We start from the raw sequence: 16,774 nt of genomic DNA on the forward strand, positions 1-16,774 counted from the left end.
GGCCCGGCCGGAGGCGGTGGCCGGCGGACCGGCCGGTGGCTCAGGCGGGGTGGCGCGCCTCGTCGACGAGCAGCACCGGGACGCCCTCGTCGACGCGGTAGGCCAGCCCGCACGACTCGTTCGTGCAGACCATCTCGGGACCGGTCGGGCCCTCGGCGTCGCGCAGCTCGCTGCGGCACGCGGGGCAGCGGAGGATCTCCCGCAGCCAGGGCTCGACGTGGGAGCTGGGGCCGGCCGGCTCGCTCATGGGGTCCTCTCGCAGGGGTCGTCCGGGACGGCCCCGATCCTTCCACACGCCGCTCGCCGCGGGGAGTGCTCCCCGGGCGTCCGTGTTGTGACCTGCGGTGGTGCTGCCTAGGGTCCCGTGTGACGACACGTGGGAGGGACGGACGGTGCAGCTCGAGATCCTCGGCAGGGTGCGCCTGTCCACCGACGCCGGCCCGGTGCGGCTCACCGAGCTCGAGCACGGCCTGCTCGCCTCCGCGGCGCTGCACGGCCACGTCGGGGTCGACACCCTCGCCGAGTGGCTCTGGGACGGCGACCCGCCCTCGTCGGTGCGCAACCGCGTGCAGTCGCTCGTCTCCGGCATCCGCCGCAAGGCCGGCACCGAGCAGCCCGTCATCGTCACCGAGGGCCGCGGCTACCGGCTCGGGGACGGAGTCGCCGTCGACCTCGCCCGGTGGGTCGAGGAGGTGACCGCCGCCCGCGCCCTGCGCCCCGAGGACCCCGCCGCCGCCCTCGGCCGCTACGACGCCGCCCTCGGGCTCTTCGTCCACGACCCGCTCCAGGGGGCACCGGCCACGGCCGCCGTCGAGGTCGAGCGCGGCCGGCTCGCCCAGGAACGCCTCTCGGTGCTCGAGGAGCGGCACGACGCCGCGCTGCGCTCGGGCGCCCTCGACGGGCTCGTCGCCGAGCTCGACGCGCTCTGCGCCCGGCACCCGTACCACGAGGGCTTCGTCGCCCTCTTCATGCTCGCCCTCGCCGCCACCGGGCAGCAGGGGCGCGCGCTGGAGGTCTTCCAGGAGGCCCGCTCGCGCCTCGACGACGAGCTCGGGGTGCGCCCGTCCGACCAGCTCGCCGAGGCCCAGCGCCTCGTCCTGTCCGGGGTGCCCGTGGCACGCCGCCCGGAACCGGTGGAGGACGCGGGCGGAAGCGCGAGCGCGAGCGCGAGCGCCGGCACCGACGCCGCGGAGCCGGCCCACCACCCCGCCGCACTCGGGCTGCCGGTCCCCCGCACCCTCCCGCGCCGTCCCGACCCGTTCGCGGGCCGCACCGGCGAGCTGGCCGAGGTCCGCCGGGCCGCCGAGGGGCTCGCCGACGGCCCGGTCGTCGTCGCCGTCACCGGCCTCCCGGGGTCCGGCAAGTCGGCCCTCGCCCTCGAGGCCGGCCACGCCCTGCGCGACCTCTTCCCCGACGGCACGCTCTACCACGACGGCGCCAACACCCCCGGCGGCGTCCCCGTCGAGGCCGTCGTCACCTCCTTCCTCCCCCTGCTCGGCGTGCACCCCGAGGCCGTGCCCGCCTCGCCCCGCGCGCGGGCCGGCCTCTTCCGCTCGCTGCTCGACGGCCGTCGCGTGCTCGTCGTGCTCGACAACGTCACGGGGACGGACGAGGGCGCGGACGCCCGCCGCATCGCCGACCTGCTGCCGGCCGGTGCCGGGTCGATGGCCCTGGTCACCTCGCGCCGTCCCGTGGGCGGTCTGGGGGCGCGCCTGCGGGTCCGGCTGCGCAGCCTCGACCCCGCAGCGGCCCGCAGCCTGTTCGAGGCGCTGGTCGGCGACGAGCGGGTCGCCGAGGCCCCCGACGCGGTCGACGACGTCGTCCGGCTCACCGGCGCCGTGCCGCTGGCGCTCCGGCTGGTCGCCGGACGGCTCGCGCAGCGTCCCGACCTCGGGCTCGACGACCTCGTCGAGCGACTCGAGCGGCTCGGCCCCGGGTCGGGCACCGACGAGATCGCGGTGCTGCGCGAGAGCCTCGACCAGCTGCTCGAGGGGCTCGACCCCACGGCCCGGCGCTGCGTGGAGGCCCTCGCCCACCTGCCCGCCGACGCCTTCAGCGGATGGGTCGCCGGCGCGGTGCTGGGCGACCCCGCCGCCGGTGACGCCGCCCTCGACGCGATGCTCGAGGCCAGCCTCGTCGAGCCGGTCCTGCGCGAGGACCACGACACCCAGTACCGCCTGCACGACCTCGTGCGCACCCACGTCCGGGCCCGGGCGGGTCGCGGCCTGGCCGCCGACCCCGGCACGCAGGACGAGACCCAGGCCCTCGCCGAGGCCGCCGTGGCCCGCTCGGGCGCCTTCCTCGAGGACCGGCCGCACCGGTTCCTACCCGTCGCGCCGCGTCCGGCCACCCTGACCGCCCCGCAGCCCACGCCGCGGGTGCGACGGCGCTCGCGGCGCTTCTTCCGCACCGAGACACCGCTGTTCGTCGCGCTGGCTCGATCGCTGGCCGGGCACCGGCCCGACCTCTCGTGGCGCCTGCTCGCCGACTCGGCCCTCGGCACCGACGCCGCGAGCGACCTGCACGCGTGGTTCGAGGCCGAGCACGAGGTGGCCGAGGCGTTGCACGGGGCCGACGACGACAGCCGGCTCGGGGCCGCCCACCTCCTGCTGTGCCGGGCCTGGCTGCTGCAGGACCGGCGCTCGGCCTCCCGCGACGCCCGCGACCTGGCCGAGGCAGCGCGCCCCCGGCTGCTCCTGCTCGGCGCGCACGCGGCCGCGGCGGCTGCCTCCCTCGTCAGCGCCCAGGCCTCGACCTCGCTCGGCCGGCGCGACGAGGCCGAGGCGGCCATCGCCACCGCCGAGGCCTCCATCGGTCGCACCACCGACAGCACCCTCGCGGCGTGGGCGGCCATCGCCCGCGGCACGGTCCACAACGACTACGACGAGCTCGACGACGCCGCGCGCGAGTTCACGCGGGCCCGCGAGATCCTCACGGAGACACCGCGGACCGTGGCCTACGCCCTCGCCACGCTCGAGCTCTCCCGGGCCCGGCGGCGCACCGGCGAGCTCGGCCCCGCCACCCTGCTCGTCGACGAGTCGCTCGACATCCTGTCGGGGGTGGAGGCCGTGCACATGTACTCGTACGCCCTCGACGCCCGCGCCGAGGTCAGCCTCGCGGGCGGTCACGCGGCCGAGGCGCTCGAGGAGGCGAGCACCAGCCTCGAGCGGGCCTCGGCCTCGCTCGACGCCTTCCTCACCGCCCGCGCCCGCCGCACCCGCGCCCGGGCCCTCCTCGCGCTCGGACGGCTCGGCGAGGCCGAGAGCGAGCTGCGGGGTGCGGTCGAGGAGTTCACCGCGCTCGACCGGCCGCTCAGCGTGGCCTTCACCTACCAGGTGCTGGCCGCCGCCCTCGACGCCGCCGGCGACGCGGTCGGCGCGAGCGAGGCGCTGCGGCTCGAGCAGGCCGCCCTGCGTCGCGCGAGCGCCTCACGTGCCGCGGCCCCGCAGCGGCGCAGCCCCGGCCCCGCCTGACTCCCCGCCGCACGCAGGCGTCGGCCCGGTGTCGGCCCCGCGTCGGGCGCTCACTCGCGCGAGGTGTACCCGCGGAAGGTCTTGCCGGCCCGCAGCGGCCCGCCGGTGTGCCAGGTGTAGCTCTTGCGGGCGATCTCGTCGCCGTCGACGTTGCCCTCGACCGTGAGGACGGTCCGGGTGCTCGCCGTCACCTTGACGACGAGTCCGACGTGGCCGGCCCAGCTCGACCCGTCGTCGCTCCACACGAGGACGTCACCGGGCTTCGGGAGAGTCTGCCCCGCACCGGAGTACGCGTGGAACCGGCCGGCGACCCGCGGGTCGGTGCGCCACGCCTGCGAGCTCTCGTAGCTCGTCGGGATGCGCGGGTAGGCCGCCGGGTCGGGCATCGTCTTCCCGGTCCACATCGCCGCGATGAACGAGCCGCACCACGAGTTGCCGTTGTAGTGGTTGAAGACCGTCCGGTTGTCGTTGCTGCCCGACAGCTCGAGGACGTTGCGGTTCTGGGCCGGCTTCACGACGCTCTGGTGGACGGTCTCGGACCCGGCGACCTTGAAGGCCCGGGGGTTGTTCAGGGCCGCGTCGGCGCGGTCGACGGTCGCCTGCCGCAGCGCCGAGAGGCCGGAGGTGCCGGGCAGCGGGTCGGCCGCCGCGGGCACCGCCGTCAGGGCGGCGACCAACGACGCGGCGGACAGCGAGGCGAGGGAGAGGGCGAGGACGGGACGACGGTTCACGGCGGCCTCCTGGGTGGGTGTCCGGGACACCCCGAGCCTGTCCCGGGCCGCTGCGAGGGCGCTGCGCGGCGGCTGCGCGGGTCAGCCGCGGACGATGCCCAGCACGGTGTCGCGGACCCGGGCCATCGTCACCGAGTCGGCGGCCTCGACGTTGAGGCGCAGCAGCGGCTCGGTGTTCGAGGCACGCAGGTTCAGCCACCACATCGGGTCGTCGTCGCCGCCCGCGTGCACGAGGGTGAGCCCGTCGAGCCGGTCGACGGTGACGCCCTCCCCCTCGGCCCAGGCGAGCACCGCCTCGGTGGCCGCTGCGGCGTCGGCGACGGTCGAGTTGACCTCGCCGGAGGCCGGGTAGCGGCTGAGGTCGGCCATCAGCCCGCTGAGAGGGGCCTCCTGCTCACCGAGCGCGGCGAGCACGTGCATCGCGGCGAGCATCCCGGTGTCGGCGAACCAGAAGTCGCGGAAGTAGTAGTGGGCGCTGTGCTCGCCGCCGAAGACCGCTCCGTGCCGGGCCATCTCGCCCTTGATGAACGAGTGGCCGACGCGCGTGCGCACGGCCCGGGCGCCGGTCTCGGCGATGACCTCGGGCACCTGCGCCGAGGTGATGACGTTGTGCACGACCGCGACGTCGGCCGGGTCGGCACCGTCGGCCACCGCGCGAGCCACCTCGCGGCGCGCGATGAGGGCGGTGATGGCGCTCGGGCTCACCGGCTCGCCGCGCTCGTCGACGACGAAGCACCGGTCGGCGTCGCCGTCGAAGGCCAGCCCGATGTCCGCGCCGTGGGCCGTGACGGCGGCCTGGAGGTCGCGCAGGTTCTCGGGCTCGAGGGGGTTGGCCTCGTGGTTGGGGAAGGTGCCGTCGAGCTCGAAGTACAGCGGCTCGACGGTGAGCGGCAGGGCGGGCAGCCCGGCACCGGTGCCGAGCACGGCCGGCACGGTGAACCCGCCCATCCCGTTGCCGGCGTCGACGACGACCTTCAGCGGGCGGATGCCGGAGAGGTCGACGAGGCCGCGCAGGAAGCCGGCGTAGTCGGCGAGGACGTCACGCTCGGCGAAGGCACCGGTGGGCTCGCCGGAGGGGACGCCGTCGGCCAGCAGCTGCTCGGCCAGGCTGCGGATGTCGGCGAGGCCGGAGTCCTGCCCCACGGGACGGGCCCCGCTGCGGCACAGCTTGATCCCGTTGTAGCGCGCCGGGTTGTGGCTGGCCGTGAACATCGCACCCGGGAGGTCGAGCGACCCGCTGGCGTAGTAGAGGCCGTCGGTGCTGCACAGACCGATGAGCGTGACGTCGAGGCCGCGCGAGCGCACGCCGTCGGCGAAGGCCTCGACCAGCCCGGGGCCGCTGTCGCGCATGTCGTGGCCGAGCACGCAGCCGGGCGCTCCGTCGGGGCGCACGACGACGTCGGCGAACGCGACACCGAGCGCGCGGGCCACCTCGGCGTCGAGCTGGTCGGGCACGGTGCCGCGCACGTCGTAGGCCTTGACGACGTCGGCGAGGGAGCGAGCGGTCATGGCCGACGAGCCTACGGGAGGGGCGCCGGCCGGGTGACCGGGCCCCGCCGTCACTCGATGAGGCGGATCGGGTCGCCCTCGAGCTGGGCCGACCAGGCCGTCACGTCGGTGGGCTGTGCGCTCGAGCCGTAGTCGTACACGAGCTTGACCCAGCAGTCGGTCGGGTCGTTGTCGTTGCACGAGTACCCGGTCGGGATCGGCACGTTGATGTTCTGGAAGCGGCCGTTGAAGGCGTTGGGACTGCTCGACGTCCCCGCCGGGACCGAGAACGAGCAGGTCGCCGAGATCGTCGTCGTGACCCCGCTCCCGGTGCAGCCGCTGTAGTTCCCCCCGGTCGGGTTCACGATCTTGATCGTCCCCGCTGCCGTCGAGTCACCGACGTCGTACAGGGAGACCTTGAGCGTGCTGCCGCCGGTGCCGCTGGGGACCCGCGCGAGATGGAAGGTGGTCACCGAGCCGTTCTTGTTGGCGAAGATGCCCATCCGCTCACGGCCGGAGACGGTGATGGCGTTGAGGCCCGCCGTCGTGCCCGTCGTCGCGCGGACGGCGAACCGGTTGCCGGTGTCGGCATTCTGGTACGCGCCGGCCACGTTCGAGGTCACCTGGAGGGTGTACGTGCCCTGGACGGGGTTGGACACCGGGCAGAAGTCGACCCAGCGGCGGAAGTTCTCGGCGATGCTCGCCTTGTAGGTACTCGACGACGACGCGTTGAGCACGTTGAAGAGGGTGCCGGTGTACCCGTCGTAGGTGACGTCGCAGACGATGGCGCCGCTCATCGGGTCCCACGAGCTGACCCCGGGGGCGCGGACCACGAACCGCGTGCGCTGCACCTGGCTGTTCGAGGTGTCGTAGTGGTTGTCACCCGTGCAGTAGTCGCTCGAGACACCGCTCACGTAGCGGTCGGACCCGGAGTTGCTGGCGGCGTGCCACGGGTTGACCGCCTGGGTCGCGGCGGTGGTGTTCGAGCCGAAGCCCGTCCCGCAGGTGAGTCCGACGTTGACGGTGACCGGGTCGAAGAGCTGGATGTTGAGGGAGGGCAGGGCGCTCTTGACGGTGATGTCGAAGAGGTAGCCGCTGGCGTCGTACTGCGAGTTCGTCCCGCTCGAGCAGCCGTCCTGCCCCGCGGCGGTCGTGCTGCAGCGCAGCGACGAGTAGGCGTCGCCGTTCTGCTTCTGGGCGTCCGGGCCGTTGACGTTGGCCCAGAGGTTGCCGTTGACGGCGCTGCACGAGCTCGCGCGCACCGACGACGACGCCTCGGGGTCGTTGCCGAACTCGTTGCACGGGCTGCCCATCGGGATGGGGCCGGTGTAGTCGGCGATCGCGTGGCTGCTGACGTTCGAGGTCGACAGGCCGAGCAGGCTGCCGAAGAAGTTGTTGACCGTGCGGCTCACGTCGACCCGCAGCTGGGTGGCGTTGGTGCCCCGGCTCGGGACGACCGTGACGCTGGTGTCGGCGTTGTCGAAGCCGTTGTTCTTGGCGTACTGCTGGGCCAGGGCGTAGGCGTTGGTCTGGCTGCCCGGCAGCTTGGTGACGCCCGCGAGGGCGGCGGCGTCCGCGGCGCGCTGGGCGCGCTGGCTCACGAGGTACCAGTTGCCCACGTCGACGGCGAAGGCCGAGAGCGACACGAGGACGATGAGCAGGAGGGCGCTCATCACGGCGATGTAGCCGCGCTCGTCGCGCTGCCGTCGGCGGGGGCGGAGGGCGCGCAGCACCCGGCGGGCGCTCATCGACAGCCCCCGGTCCGGGGCATCGGCTCGAAGCGCAGGACATCGGCCTGGTTGATGTCGATGCTCGTGAACACGAAGCGGGTGATGGCGGCGTGACGGACCTGCATGTAGACACCAATCCGGTCGGGCGGGCTGCTCGCGCACGCGTCGTGCGTCGAGGCGGCCCACGTCGGGGATGCCGAGGGGACGAAGCGCGTGCCGTTCCAGGTGAACTTGATGCACGTGGAGCAGTCGGCGAAGTCCGACCGGCCCTGCGGGAAGTTGTTGTTGACGTTGGCCTTGTAGACCCACAGCTGCTGGATGGCCCCACGCCCCAGGGCGCCGGAGCTCTCCTGGATGCGGTCGGCCGCGGCCTGCGCGTAGCCGGAGTTGCGCGGCTGCGACGAGGCCAGCCGGACCCCGGCCTTGACGGCCTGCGACGTCGAGAGCGAGTCCTTGAAGTAGAACCCGAACTCGAGGATGCCGACCATGAGCAGGAGGATGACGGGGGTGACGAAGGCCGCCTCGACGGCCGACGCGCCGCGCTCGTCGCGGCGGGCGTGGAACATCATGTCGAGCACGTCTTCGTCGAGGGGATCTCCTCGAAGCGCATGACGCTCGACTCGGTGATCACGGTGTTCTCGGCGAACTGGATGGGCGCGTCGTACCGGTACTGCACCCGCACGCCGACGGACTGGATGGTCGGGGTACCGGTGGCGCAGGCCGAGCGGCTGCTCCACGTGCCGGTCGAGGTCCCGACGCCGGTGATCTTCCCCTGGGCGTCGGACGTCACCGAGAACCGGACGCAGTCCGCGGCGCACCCGGCGTTCACCGGGTCCCCGGTCGTCGAGTTGGCGTTGTAGACCCAGATCGCCTGGACCCGGGCGGCCTCCATCCCCATGAGCGTGCTCACCACCTGCGCGGCGGCGTCGCCGGCGTAGCTGGAGGCCAGCGGCTCCGAGGCGGCGGTGCGGGCACCGGCCCGGGCGCCGCTGGAGAGCTGGTAGCTGGTCTTGAAGAACATCGAGAGGTCCACGACTCCGGCGAGGATCGTGAAGAGGAAGAGGAACACGAGCGCGGCCTCGAGGGCGACGGCGCCCCGCTCGTCACGGGTCTCGGCCGGGGTGGGTCGGAGGGGACGCGGACGCAGCCGATGCACGGCGAACCCCTTTCCCTGCGAGACGACCTGGGCGGGACCGACGGTAGGGCCGGGGGTTTCCCGTGGGCGACGGGTCGAGGGGTCGGATCGTCCGAACGGCCGAGCAGGAAAGGCCGTGTGGCCGCAGGGCGCCCGAGGGCGGCCTGCCGGCGGGGTCAGGCCTCGGCGCTGCCCCGCAGCACCCGCAGGTGGCCGCGGCGGGCCACCTCACCGGTGACCTCGGGGAGGGGCGGCGGCACGTCGGCGGCCGCGCGGGGACGCCCGGCCTCGCGGACGGCGTCGGCGAGCGCGAGCAGGTCGTCGGTGGTGGGCTCGGGGTCGGGGTACTCGGTGGCCAGGCGCAGCACGTCCCACCCGCGCGGTGCGGTGAGCCGGGTGGCGTGGTCGGCGCAGAGGTCGTAGGTGTGCGGCTCGGCGTACGTGGCGAGCGGCCCGAGGACGGCGGCGCGGTCGGAGTAGGCGTAGGTGAGCGTCGCCACCGCCGGCTGCCGGCAGCCGGTCTTGGTGCACTTCCGCGACAGGTTCACGCGCTCGACTCTAGGCGGCGGCTGCGACGACCTCCCGGAGGCACGCCGTAGAGTCGGCCGGGTGACCGCCCGCCGCCGCGACCGCCACGGACGGGGCCACCGCGGACCCCTCGCGTGGCCGACCGTGCCGACGATGACGACCCGCCGTGAGCGTTTCGACGACCTCGTCCTCGACGCCGCCGACCGGCTCCGGCCCCACCTCGGGACGCGCTACGCCGGAACCGAGTTCGCCGTGCAGGACGTCCCGCCCACCGACCCGGCCCCGTGGGAGGAGCAGGTCGCCCCGCTCGGGCGGCTGCTGCGGGCCACGACCTCGCGCACCGACCGGGTCGTGGTCTACCGGCGTCCGGTGGAGGCCCGCGCCCAGGACGACCAGGACCTCGCCGACATCGTCCGCGAGGTGGTCACCGAGCAGGTGGCGGCCCTGCTCGGCGTGCCCGCCCACGAGCTCGACCCGGACGTCGACCCCGACCGCTGACCGCGAGCGCGGGGCTCAGGGCTCAGGGCAGCGGGAAGGCGCGGCTGACCGGTGAGGTGACGGCCACGGGCTCGAGGGGCACCTCGGAGAGCAGCAGGGCGGCCCCGCTGCCCGACACCGACGTCAGGCCGCCGCGCAGGCTGCCGGACCCGCCGGTGCGCTCGACCCAGACGGCGGAGGCACCGGCGAGGTCGACGTCGACGGCGCGGTCGGCGAGGAGGCTGACCGTGCGGGTCCGCTCGTCGCCACCGACGACGAGGGTGAGCTCGGCCGTCGAGGCCCCGCCGGTGCTCACGAGCCGCAGCGAGCGGGACACCCCGGGGGTGGCCGGGAGGGCGGCGCCACCGACCCCGGACAGGGCCGGGGCGGAGACCGCCCAGCCGATGTCGCCGGCCGCCGCGGCGTCGCCCGGCGTGCTGAGCACGGCGGCGGCGACCGGGACGTCGGAGCGCACGACGACGGAGTAGGCCCCCGGCGGGACGGCCGGAAGGGCCAGTTCGCCGACCCCCTCGGCGGGCACGGTGACGACCGTGTCGTCGGTGGTGGCGACCGGGCCGTCGCGCCCGAGGAGGGTCACGCTGGCCACGGCGTCCTCACCGGAGGGCGAGACGACGCGCAGGGTGGTCCTGCCGGAGCCGAGGACGGCGGCCGGGACGACCTGCACGGTCGACGGCGGGTCGGCCGGGACCACGGTCTCGGCCCCCCGGGGAGTGCTGCCGACGAGCCAGGTGTCGGTGAGCGTGGCGTGCAGCCCCCCGCCGTCGGCGACGACGTGGACGGCCGGGGTGGCCTCCTCCCCCGCGACGGCATCGAGCAGCAGCGTGACCCGCCCGCCGGGTGGGACGGTCTCGGTGCGCGCGGGCGCGACCGGGCCCGCAGCCCCGTGCACGGTGACGTCGGCGGTGACCGGGTTGCCGCCGGGGTTGACGAGGACGAGCCGTTCCTGACGACCGGCGCCCGCCCCGCCGCCGAGGAGCCAGAGGTCGGTGCCGGCCGCGAGGCACGGGGTGGTGACGAGGCCGCGCAGGTCGCTGCGGGTGCTCGACCACTCCTGCATCCCGACGACGGCCGGCGCGAGCGAGCCGGTGGCGCGCAGGGCGACCGGGCCGCTGCGCGGGAGGGCGGCGGACGCGGCGCCGGGGCGCGAGGGGACGTCGGTGAGCCGGGCCGAACCGCCGGTGACGCGGGCCGTGCCGGGCCCCGTGGCCGGCACGGGCAGCAGCGACTCGGGACCGGTGACCGCGGCGACGGTGCCGCCGACGGAGACGTCGTCGATGCCGGAGATGCCGCTCAGCTCGTTGCCCGGGCACATGGTGTCGATGCTCGTCGCGAGGCTGGTCGGCGCGACGGGGGCCTCCTGCGCGCCGCTGGCCGCCGCGAGGTCGAGGCCCTCGCCGTGCGTGGCCGCGACCCAGACCAGGGCCGCGGCGACCCCGCCACCGAGGACGACGCGGGAGACGGCCGGCACGGCAGGGCGCAGGCGCGCGAGGCGGCTCATCGACCCACCACCCGGGTCTCGCGCCGGCCGAAGGGCACGGCGAGGAAGGCGAGCACCGCGAGGGCCAGGACCTGGCCGAGGTGCCACCAGCGCTGCGGGTCGGTGAGGGTCACGGTGAGCGTGCCCGTGCCCTGCGGGAGCTCGTAGGTGGGCGAGGCGGCGTCGGCGACCGGCCGCAGGACCCGCCGGTCGACCTCGACGACGGCGTGCTCGGCCCATCCGGCCGGCTCGGCGACGACGAGGCGCGCGCCCGCGGGGCGTCGATGGTCGTCGTCGTGGCGGCGTGGTCGCCCGTGGTGACGACGAGCCGGGTGCCGGCCTTGCTCTCCATCCGCAGGCGCGGAGGGGCGACGAGGGCCTCGGACTTCGTGCCCGTGGGGCTGAGCCGCCACAGCTCCCAGCCGTCCTTGGGCGAGATGCGCTGGAGGCCGTCGGTGGCGTCGAGGCGCCGGACCACCTCGGGCACCTGACCGCCGCGCACGGCGAGCAGGTCAGCGGCGGTGGCGCCGACGAGCTTCTGGCTGCCCGGGACCGCACCGAGCAGGCCGGTGACGTCGGCGGCGACGGCGGCGTCGGCCCCCGGTTCGGCCGGCAGGGTCCGCACGAGGCGCGCGTCCTCACGGCCGACGAAGCGGTAGGCGGCGCCGCGGTCGCCCGGCTCGACGAAGAGCGAGCGGGTGGCGAACGCGCCGGCGGCCTGGTCGACGGCGACGGCGGGGCGCGGGTCACGCCAGGGCGCGAGCCCGGTGCCGAGGGTGCCGAGGACGACGCCCCCGACGAGCACCACGACGGCCGCGACCGCGGTGGCGGCCACGAGCCGCAGCAGGACGCGCGAGCGGTCGCGGACGGCGTGGACCGGCAGGGCGTCGAGGCCGTGCGCGAGGGCGAGGACGAGGACGAGGGTGAGCGGCAGGAGCATCGTCCCGGCCCACAGCGTGATGGCCTCGCCGGCGGGCTCGACGCCGGAGGGGACCGTGCCGAGGCGCAGCCGGGGCGCGACGAGGGCGAGTGCTAGGAGGACCGGCAGGAGGGCGGCCAGCGCGGTGGGGGCGCGGCGCCACGAGCGGCCCCGGAGCAGGCCGACGAGGCCGACGACGACGAGGGGCACGGCCGTCCAGACGAGCGGGGCTCCGGCGCCCCCGGCGTCGAGCAGGGCCAGGCGCCAGGCCGCCGGCGCGCTGCCGCCCCACTGGGCGAGACCGGTGCCGGCGACGACGGCCGGCCACGAGGCCGAGCCGGCGGCGAGCACCCACGGCGCGAGGACGGCCGACGGGACGAGCGCGGCGACGAGGGCGTGGGCCCGGACCCGGCTACGGACGACGGCGAGGACGAGCGCGAGGACGACGGCGAGCCCGGCGAGCACGGGCGCGAAGGCCCCGAGGAGCGTGGTGGCCAGCGCCGTGGCGAAGGCGCTCGTGGCCGTGGAGCGGCGGGTGGCGACGAGCCAGAGCCCCGCCGCGACGGCCGGCAGGAGGACGAGGGCCACGACGGCGCCGAGCCGTCCCTGGGCGACGGCCGCGGCCGCCGGGCCCGAGCAGGCCCAGGCGACGGCCCCGAGGGTGCGCACCCAGCGCCGGGTCGCGACGACGCGCAGCGCGAGGTAGGCCGACACGGCGGCGGCGGGCATCGCGAGGAGGACCGCGAGGGCGACGACGACTCCGCCCGGTGACACCGGGTCGGGGACGAGGGGCAGGTGGTCGACGAGCCAGGCGGGGGCGGCGAGGAGGGCGCTGGCCGGGCCGGCCTGCTCCGGGCCGCCGAGGCCCGGGCCGGACCAGCCGTCGCGCCAGGCGTGCCAGAGGCTCGCGGCGTCGGCGCGGGAGCCGACCAGCTCGCCGCCGGTGAGGCCGTTGCCGAGCCCGGTGACGAGGTCGAGGCCGAGCGACCGCCCGGCCGCCACGGTGGTGGCCAGGGCGGCGAGGACGGCGACCACCCCGGGGTGGCGCACGACCTTGACGACCCACGAGCGGGGGTTGAGGTCGGCGGCCTCGTCGCCGATCGGCGGCTGCGGCGTCACGAGCGCGTGGTGCACCGAGTCGCCCCAGGACGTGAGCACGGCCCGGCGCGGCTCGAAGACGGCGTGCAGGTCGCGGCGGCGCACGGCCGGGCGGTGCCGGGTGCGCCAGCGGGCCCGCCAGCCACGCACGGGGTCGAGCGAGGTGAGGGAGGCGACCTCGGCCCACGCGCTGCGCGGGCGCTTGAGGAGCAGCAGGGCCAGCGCCGCGAACACCGAGCTGACGGCGACCCAGACGGCGAGGAACGGCGTGGACCACCAGGGGCCCGGGCCATCGCGACCCGGCGGGCGGCGCGGCGGCGGGCACCGGTGGTGGCGGTGGCGACGGCGACCCCGGCCCGGGACCGGACGCGGGAGGAGGGCACGACGACGACGCGCCGGCCGCTGGCCTGGGCCCGCCAGCCGAGGTCGAGGTCGGCCCCGACGTCGCCGAAGGTGGTCTCCCAGCCGCGCAGGGCCACGAGCAGGTCGCGCTCGACGAGGGACCCGGCGAACGGCACGGCGAGCACGTCGCTCGTCGTGTCGTACTGGCCCTGGTCGGGCTCGCCCGGGACCGGCCGGGCGAGCAGGCGGCCGCCGCGGGTCGTGCGGATGGAGACCGCCCGCAACCGGTGCGGGGCGTCGACGTCGACGTGCTTCGGGCCGACGACCCCCGTCGACGGCGACCGGCGCCAGGCGTCGACGAGCCGGACGAGGGCGGCGGGCTCCGGGTGCGTGCCGACCGGGAGGAACCACAGCAGGCTCGGGGCCGAGGGGTCGGGCTCGTGGTCGAGGACGGCCCGGAAGGCGGCCTTGCGCGCGGGGGCCCGGGGGTCGGCGGCGACGACGGAGACCGGCAGGTCGTGGGCGACGTGCGCGACGAGGTCGGCGAGCGTGCGGCCGGCGTCGGGGTCGCCCTCGGGGAGGACGGCGCCGGCGGTGCGGTCGAGGACGAGCACCGCGTCGGGTCGCAGGGTCTGGGCGAGGAGGGCCTCGAGGACCTCACGCACCCCGGCGGGGTCGCGGTGGGTCACGACCAGCGCCGTGACGTCGGGAGCGGCCGCACCGGCGGAGGAGGCCGGTGCGGTGTCGACGGGGCGCGGCGGGGCCAGCGTCATGCGAAGGGGGCGGTCGGCAGGGGGGACCCCTGCGTCAGACCGCGCGCTTCTTCAGCTTGCGGCGCTCCCGCTCGGACAGCCCGCCCCAGATGCCGAAGCGCTCGTCGTTCGAGAGGGCGTACTCGAGGCACTCGGACCGGACCTCGCACCCGACGCAGACCTTCTTGGCCTCGCGGGTGGAGCCCCCCTTCTCCGGGAAGAAGGCCTCGGGGTCGGTCTGCGCGCAGAGGGAGCGCTCCTGCCAGGACAGGGCACCCTCCTCCGGCTCGACGTTCCCGAGCATCCCCTCGACCAGAAAGAGCTCGTGCATGGTTCCTCCTCGACCTCGACCCGTGCACCCCGGCCGGTCGCTCCGGAGGTACATGCATGGAATTACACGCGTGTCATGCCACGCTCGTCAAGCCGTTCGGTGTTATCGGGTCAATTTCACCCGAACGGTTGCCTGTGGTACGTGAGTGACGCCGGAGCCGGATTCGGTCCCCGGGGGTCGGGCTGGGAGACTTCCCCGCATGCGCATCACGGCCCTCGCGGGCGGCGTCGGCGGGGCCCGGTTCGTCCGGGGGCTGCGGCACCACCTCGACACCACGCCCGGCCTCGCCGACTCCGAGGTCACGGTCATCGCGAACACCGGTGACGACATCACGCTCTTCGGCCTGCGGGTCTCCCCGGACGTCGACACCCTGCTCTACACCCTCGGCGGCGGCGTCGAGGAGTCGCAGGGCTGGGGGCGGGCCGGCGAGACGCAGGTGGTCCAGGCCGAGCTCGCCGCCTACGGCGCCCTCCCCAGTGGTTCACCCTCGGCGACCGCGACCTCGGCACGCACGTCGTCCGCTCGCAGTGGCTCGGGCAGGGCGTGCCGCTGTCGGAGGTCACGGCGCGGCTCGCGGCCCGGTGGGGGCTGCCCGAGAAGGGCATCACGCTGCTGCCGATGACCGACACCCCGGTCGAGACCCACGTGGTCGTCGACGACGACGGGGACGGTGAGGGGCGGGTGGTGGCGAGCGGGCGATCCACTTCCAGGAGTGGTGGGTCCGGCACCAGGCGTCCCTGCCCGCGCGGCGCTTCGTCGTCGCCGGGCTCGACCGGGCCGCCGCCGCGCCGGGCGTCCTCGACGCCATCCGCCAGGCCGACGTCGTGCTCCTGCCGCCGAGCAACCCGGTCGTGTCGATCGGCATCGTCCTCGGGGTGCCGGGGGTGCGGGATGCCCTGCGCGGCACCGCTGCTCCCGTCGTCGGCGTCTCGCCGCTCATCTCCGGGCGGCCCGTGCGCGGACACGCCGACGCCTGCCTCGAGGCCGTCGGGGTGCCCGTGACCGCCGCCGGGGTGGCCGGGCTGTACGAGGACTTCCTCGACGGATGGCTCGTCGACCCCGCCGACGCCGGGACCCACCTGGCCCGCGCGCGGGTCGAGGCCTTCGACGGTCCGCTGCTCATGTCCGACGTCGAGGCGACCGGTCGCATCGCGGCGCACGCGCTGCGCCTCGCGTCCTCGGTCAGGGCGTGAACGCTCCGGCCCTGGAGGTCCGGGCGCTCGTCGGGGTCCCCGAGGTCCGGGCCGGCGACGACCTCGCCGGCCTGCTGCTGGCGGCCCTCGACCGCGCCGGTCTCATTCTCGCGGAGGGCGACTGCCTCGTCGTCTCGAGCAAGGTCGTCTCCAAGGCCCTCGGGCTCACGGGGTCGGGGTCGCGGGAGGACGCGGTCGAGGCGCACACGCGCCGCGTGGTCGCCGAACGCGCGGGGGCACCGGCGTGACCCGTGTCGTCGAGTCCGTGGCCGGTCCGGTGATGGCCGCCGCCGGCGTCGACGCCTCGAACACCGGGCCGTCGGGCGCCGTGCTGCTGCTGCCGGAGGACCCGGATGCCGAGGCGACCCGGCTGCGCTCGGCGCTGCTGGCCGCGGCCGGTCTCGGGGTCGCCGTGTCGCTGGGGGTCGTGCTGTCCGACACCGCCGGTCGGCCGTGGCGCGCCGGGCTCACCGACTTCGCGCTGGGCTGCGCCGGGTTGGCCGTGCTCGACGACCTGCGCGGTGGGGTCGACCACGACGGCCGCCCGCTGGCCGTCACGGCGCGCGCGGTGGCCGACGAGGTCGCCGCGGCCGCCGACCTCGTCAAGGGCAAGGCCGACGGCGTGCCCGCGGCCCTCGTGCGAGGGCTTCCGGCCGCGTGGTTCGCCGACGCCGGCGACGGCGCCGGCGCCCGCTCGCTCGTGCGCACCGGTGCCGGTGACTGGTTCGCGCTCGGCCACGTCGAGGCCCTGCGGGCCGCCCTCGGGGTGGAGCCCGGGTCGGCGGACTCGACGGAGGTCGGCCTCCGGTCGGTCGCCCCCGAGCCGCTCGCCGACCGCGTGGGCCGCGTCGTCGCCCTCGCCCTGCACGACGTCCCCGACGGGTCGGCCGACGTCTCGGTCGCCGCCGACGCCGCCGAGCTGGTCCTGGCCGCCGACGACTCCTACGACCTCGGCCGGCTCGTGGTCCGCACCGAGGTGGCCGCGGCCTCGGAGGACCTCGCGGCCGAGCCCATCTCCCGCACACCGACGTCCGTCACCCTCCGCCTCACCTGACGCGGCGCCCACGGGAGCCTCGACC

General features: G+C 76.0%; 14 protein-coding genes and 1 pseudogene. 5 read left to right on the forward strand and 10 right to left on the reverse strand.

The window, feature by feature from the left end; translation table 11 throughout:
• Window positions 1-40 precede the first annotated feature (40 nt).
• Window positions 41-247 (reverse strand): Trm112 family protein, encoded by a 207-nt coding sequence (locus tag G7075_RS10375; protein ID WP_166121592.1) that lies wholly within the window; start codon window positions 245-247, stop codon window positions 41-43.
• 145 nt (window positions 248-392) lie between these two features.
• On the opposite strand from G7075_RS10375, the gene G7075_RS10380 reads away from it, so the two are divergent.
• The gene (locus G7075_RS10380) at window positions 393-3,473 is read left to right on the forward strand and encodes an AfsR/SARP family transcriptional regulator (RefSeq protein WP_166121594.1); all 3,081 of its coding nucleotides are present in this window, start codon (window positions 393-395) and stop codon (window positions 3,471-3,473) included.
• A 50-nt stretch (window positions 3,474-3,523) separates the two neighbouring features.
• Here the strand turns inward: G7075_RS10380 and G7075_RS10385 are convergent, their stop codons facing one another.
• From G7075_RS10385 to G7075_RS10410, 6 genes are all read right to left on the reverse strand, one after another.
• Window positions 3,524-4,204: a CHAP domain-containing protein gene (locus G7075_RS10385; protein WP_166121596.1), complete on the reverse strand. Its 681-nt coding sequence runs from the start codon at window positions 4,202-4,204 to the stop codon at window positions 3,524-3,526.
• Window positions 4,205-4,285: 81 nt separating this feature from the next.
• Window positions 4,286-5,713: a phosphomannomutase/phosphoglucomutase gene (locus G7075_RS10390; RefSeq protein WP_166121598.1), complete on the reverse strand. Its 1,428-nt coding sequence runs from the start codon at window positions 5,711-5,713 to the stop codon at window positions 4,286-4,288.
• A 50-nt stretch (window positions 5,714-5,763) separates the two neighbouring features.
• On the reverse strand, window positions 5,764-7,440 hold the full coding sequence (locus tag G7075_RS10395; RefSeq protein WP_166121599.1) for a pilus assembly protein TadG-related protein: 1,677 nt from the start codon (window positions 7,438-7,440) through the stop codon (window positions 5,764-5,766).
• Entirely contained in the window at window positions 7,437-7,991 is a 555-nt protein-coding gene (locus G7075_RS10400; protein ID WP_240918038.1) for a TadE/TadG family type IV pilus assembly protein, read from the reverse strand. The genes G7075_RS10395 and G7075_RS10400 overlap by 4 nt, the downstream gene beginning before the upstream one ends.
• A complete protein-coding gene (locus tag G7075_RS10405; RefSeq protein ID WP_166121603.1) occupies window positions 7,988-8,578 on the reverse strand; it encodes a TadE/TadG family type IV pilus assembly protein in 591 nt (196 codons plus the stop codon). The genes G7075_RS10400 and G7075_RS10405 overlap by 4 nt, the downstream gene beginning before the upstream one ends.
• 155 nt (window positions 8,579-8,733) lie before the next feature.
• On the reverse strand, window positions 8,734-9,105 hold the full coding sequence (locus tag G7075_RS10410; RefSeq protein WP_166121605.1) for a DUF3499 domain-containing protein: 372 nt from the start codon (window positions 9,103-9,105) through the stop codon (window positions 8,734-8,736).
• Between the two features lie 61 nt (window positions 9,106-9,166).
• Here G7075_RS10410 and G7075_RS10415 point away from each other — a divergent pair, with 61 nt between their 5' ends.
• Window positions 9,167-9,583, forward strand: a complete 417-nt coding sequence (locus G7075_RS10415; RefSeq protein ID WP_240917537.1) for a metallopeptidase family protein — start codon at window positions 9,167-9,169, stop codon at window positions 9,581-9,583.
• Window positions 9,584-9,605: 22 nt separating this feature from the next.
• Here G7075_RS10415 and G7075_RS10420 read toward each other — a convergent pair whose 3' ends face one another.
• From G7075_RS10420 to G7075_RS10430, 3 genes are all read right to left on the reverse strand, one after another.
• Window positions 9,606-11,081, reverse strand: a complete 1,476-nt coding sequence (locus G7075_RS10420) for a DUF5719 family protein (RefSeq protein WP_166121607.1) — start codon at window positions 11,079-11,081, stop codon at window positions 9,606-9,608.
• A 109-nt stretch (window positions 11,082-11,190) separates the two neighbouring features.
• Window positions 11,191-13,311: a hypothetical protein gene (locus tag G7075_RS10425; protein WP_166121608.1), complete on the reverse strand. Its 2,121-nt coding sequence runs from the start codon at window positions 13,309-13,311 to the stop codon at window positions 11,191-11,193.
• A 915-nt stretch (window positions 13,312-14,226) separates the two neighbouring features.
• Window positions 14,227-14,475, reverse strand: a complete 249-nt coding sequence (locus G7075_RS10430; protein WP_166124333.1) for a WhiB family transcriptional regulator — start codon at window positions 14,473-14,475, stop codon at window positions 14,227-14,229.
• Window positions 14,476-14,701: 226 nt separating this feature from the next.
• Here G7075_RS10430 and cofD point away from each other — a divergent pair.
• From cofD to G7075_RS10440, 3 genes and pseudogenes are all read left to right on the forward strand, one after another.
• A pseudogene (cofD, locus tag G7075_RS10435) lies at window positions 14,702-15,695 on the forward strand (2-phospho-L-lactate transferase).
• On the forward strand, window positions 15,692-15,943 hold the full coding sequence (locus tag G7075_RS21155) for a coenzyme F420-0:L-glutamate ligase (RefSeq protein WP_240917538.1): 252 nt from the start codon (window positions 15,692-15,694) through the stop codon (window positions 15,941-15,943). The pseudogene cofD and the gene G7075_RS21155 overlap by 4 nt, the downstream one beginning before the upstream one ends.
• The gene (locus G7075_RS10440) at window positions 15,940-16,749 is read left to right on the forward strand and encodes a coenzyme F420-0:L-glutamate ligase (protein WP_240917539.1); all 810 of its coding nucleotides are present in this window, start codon (window positions 15,940-15,942) and stop codon (window positions 16,747-16,749) included. Before G7075_RS21155 ends, G7075_RS10440 begins: the two co-directional genes overlap by 4 nt.
• Window positions 16,750-16,774 lie beyond the last annotated feature (25 nt).

The sequence above is a fragment of the Phycicoccus sp. HDW14 genome (genome assembly GCF_011383005.1).
Lineage (GTDB): Bacteria > Actinomycetota > Actinomycetes > Actinomycetales > Dermatophilaceae > Phycicoccus.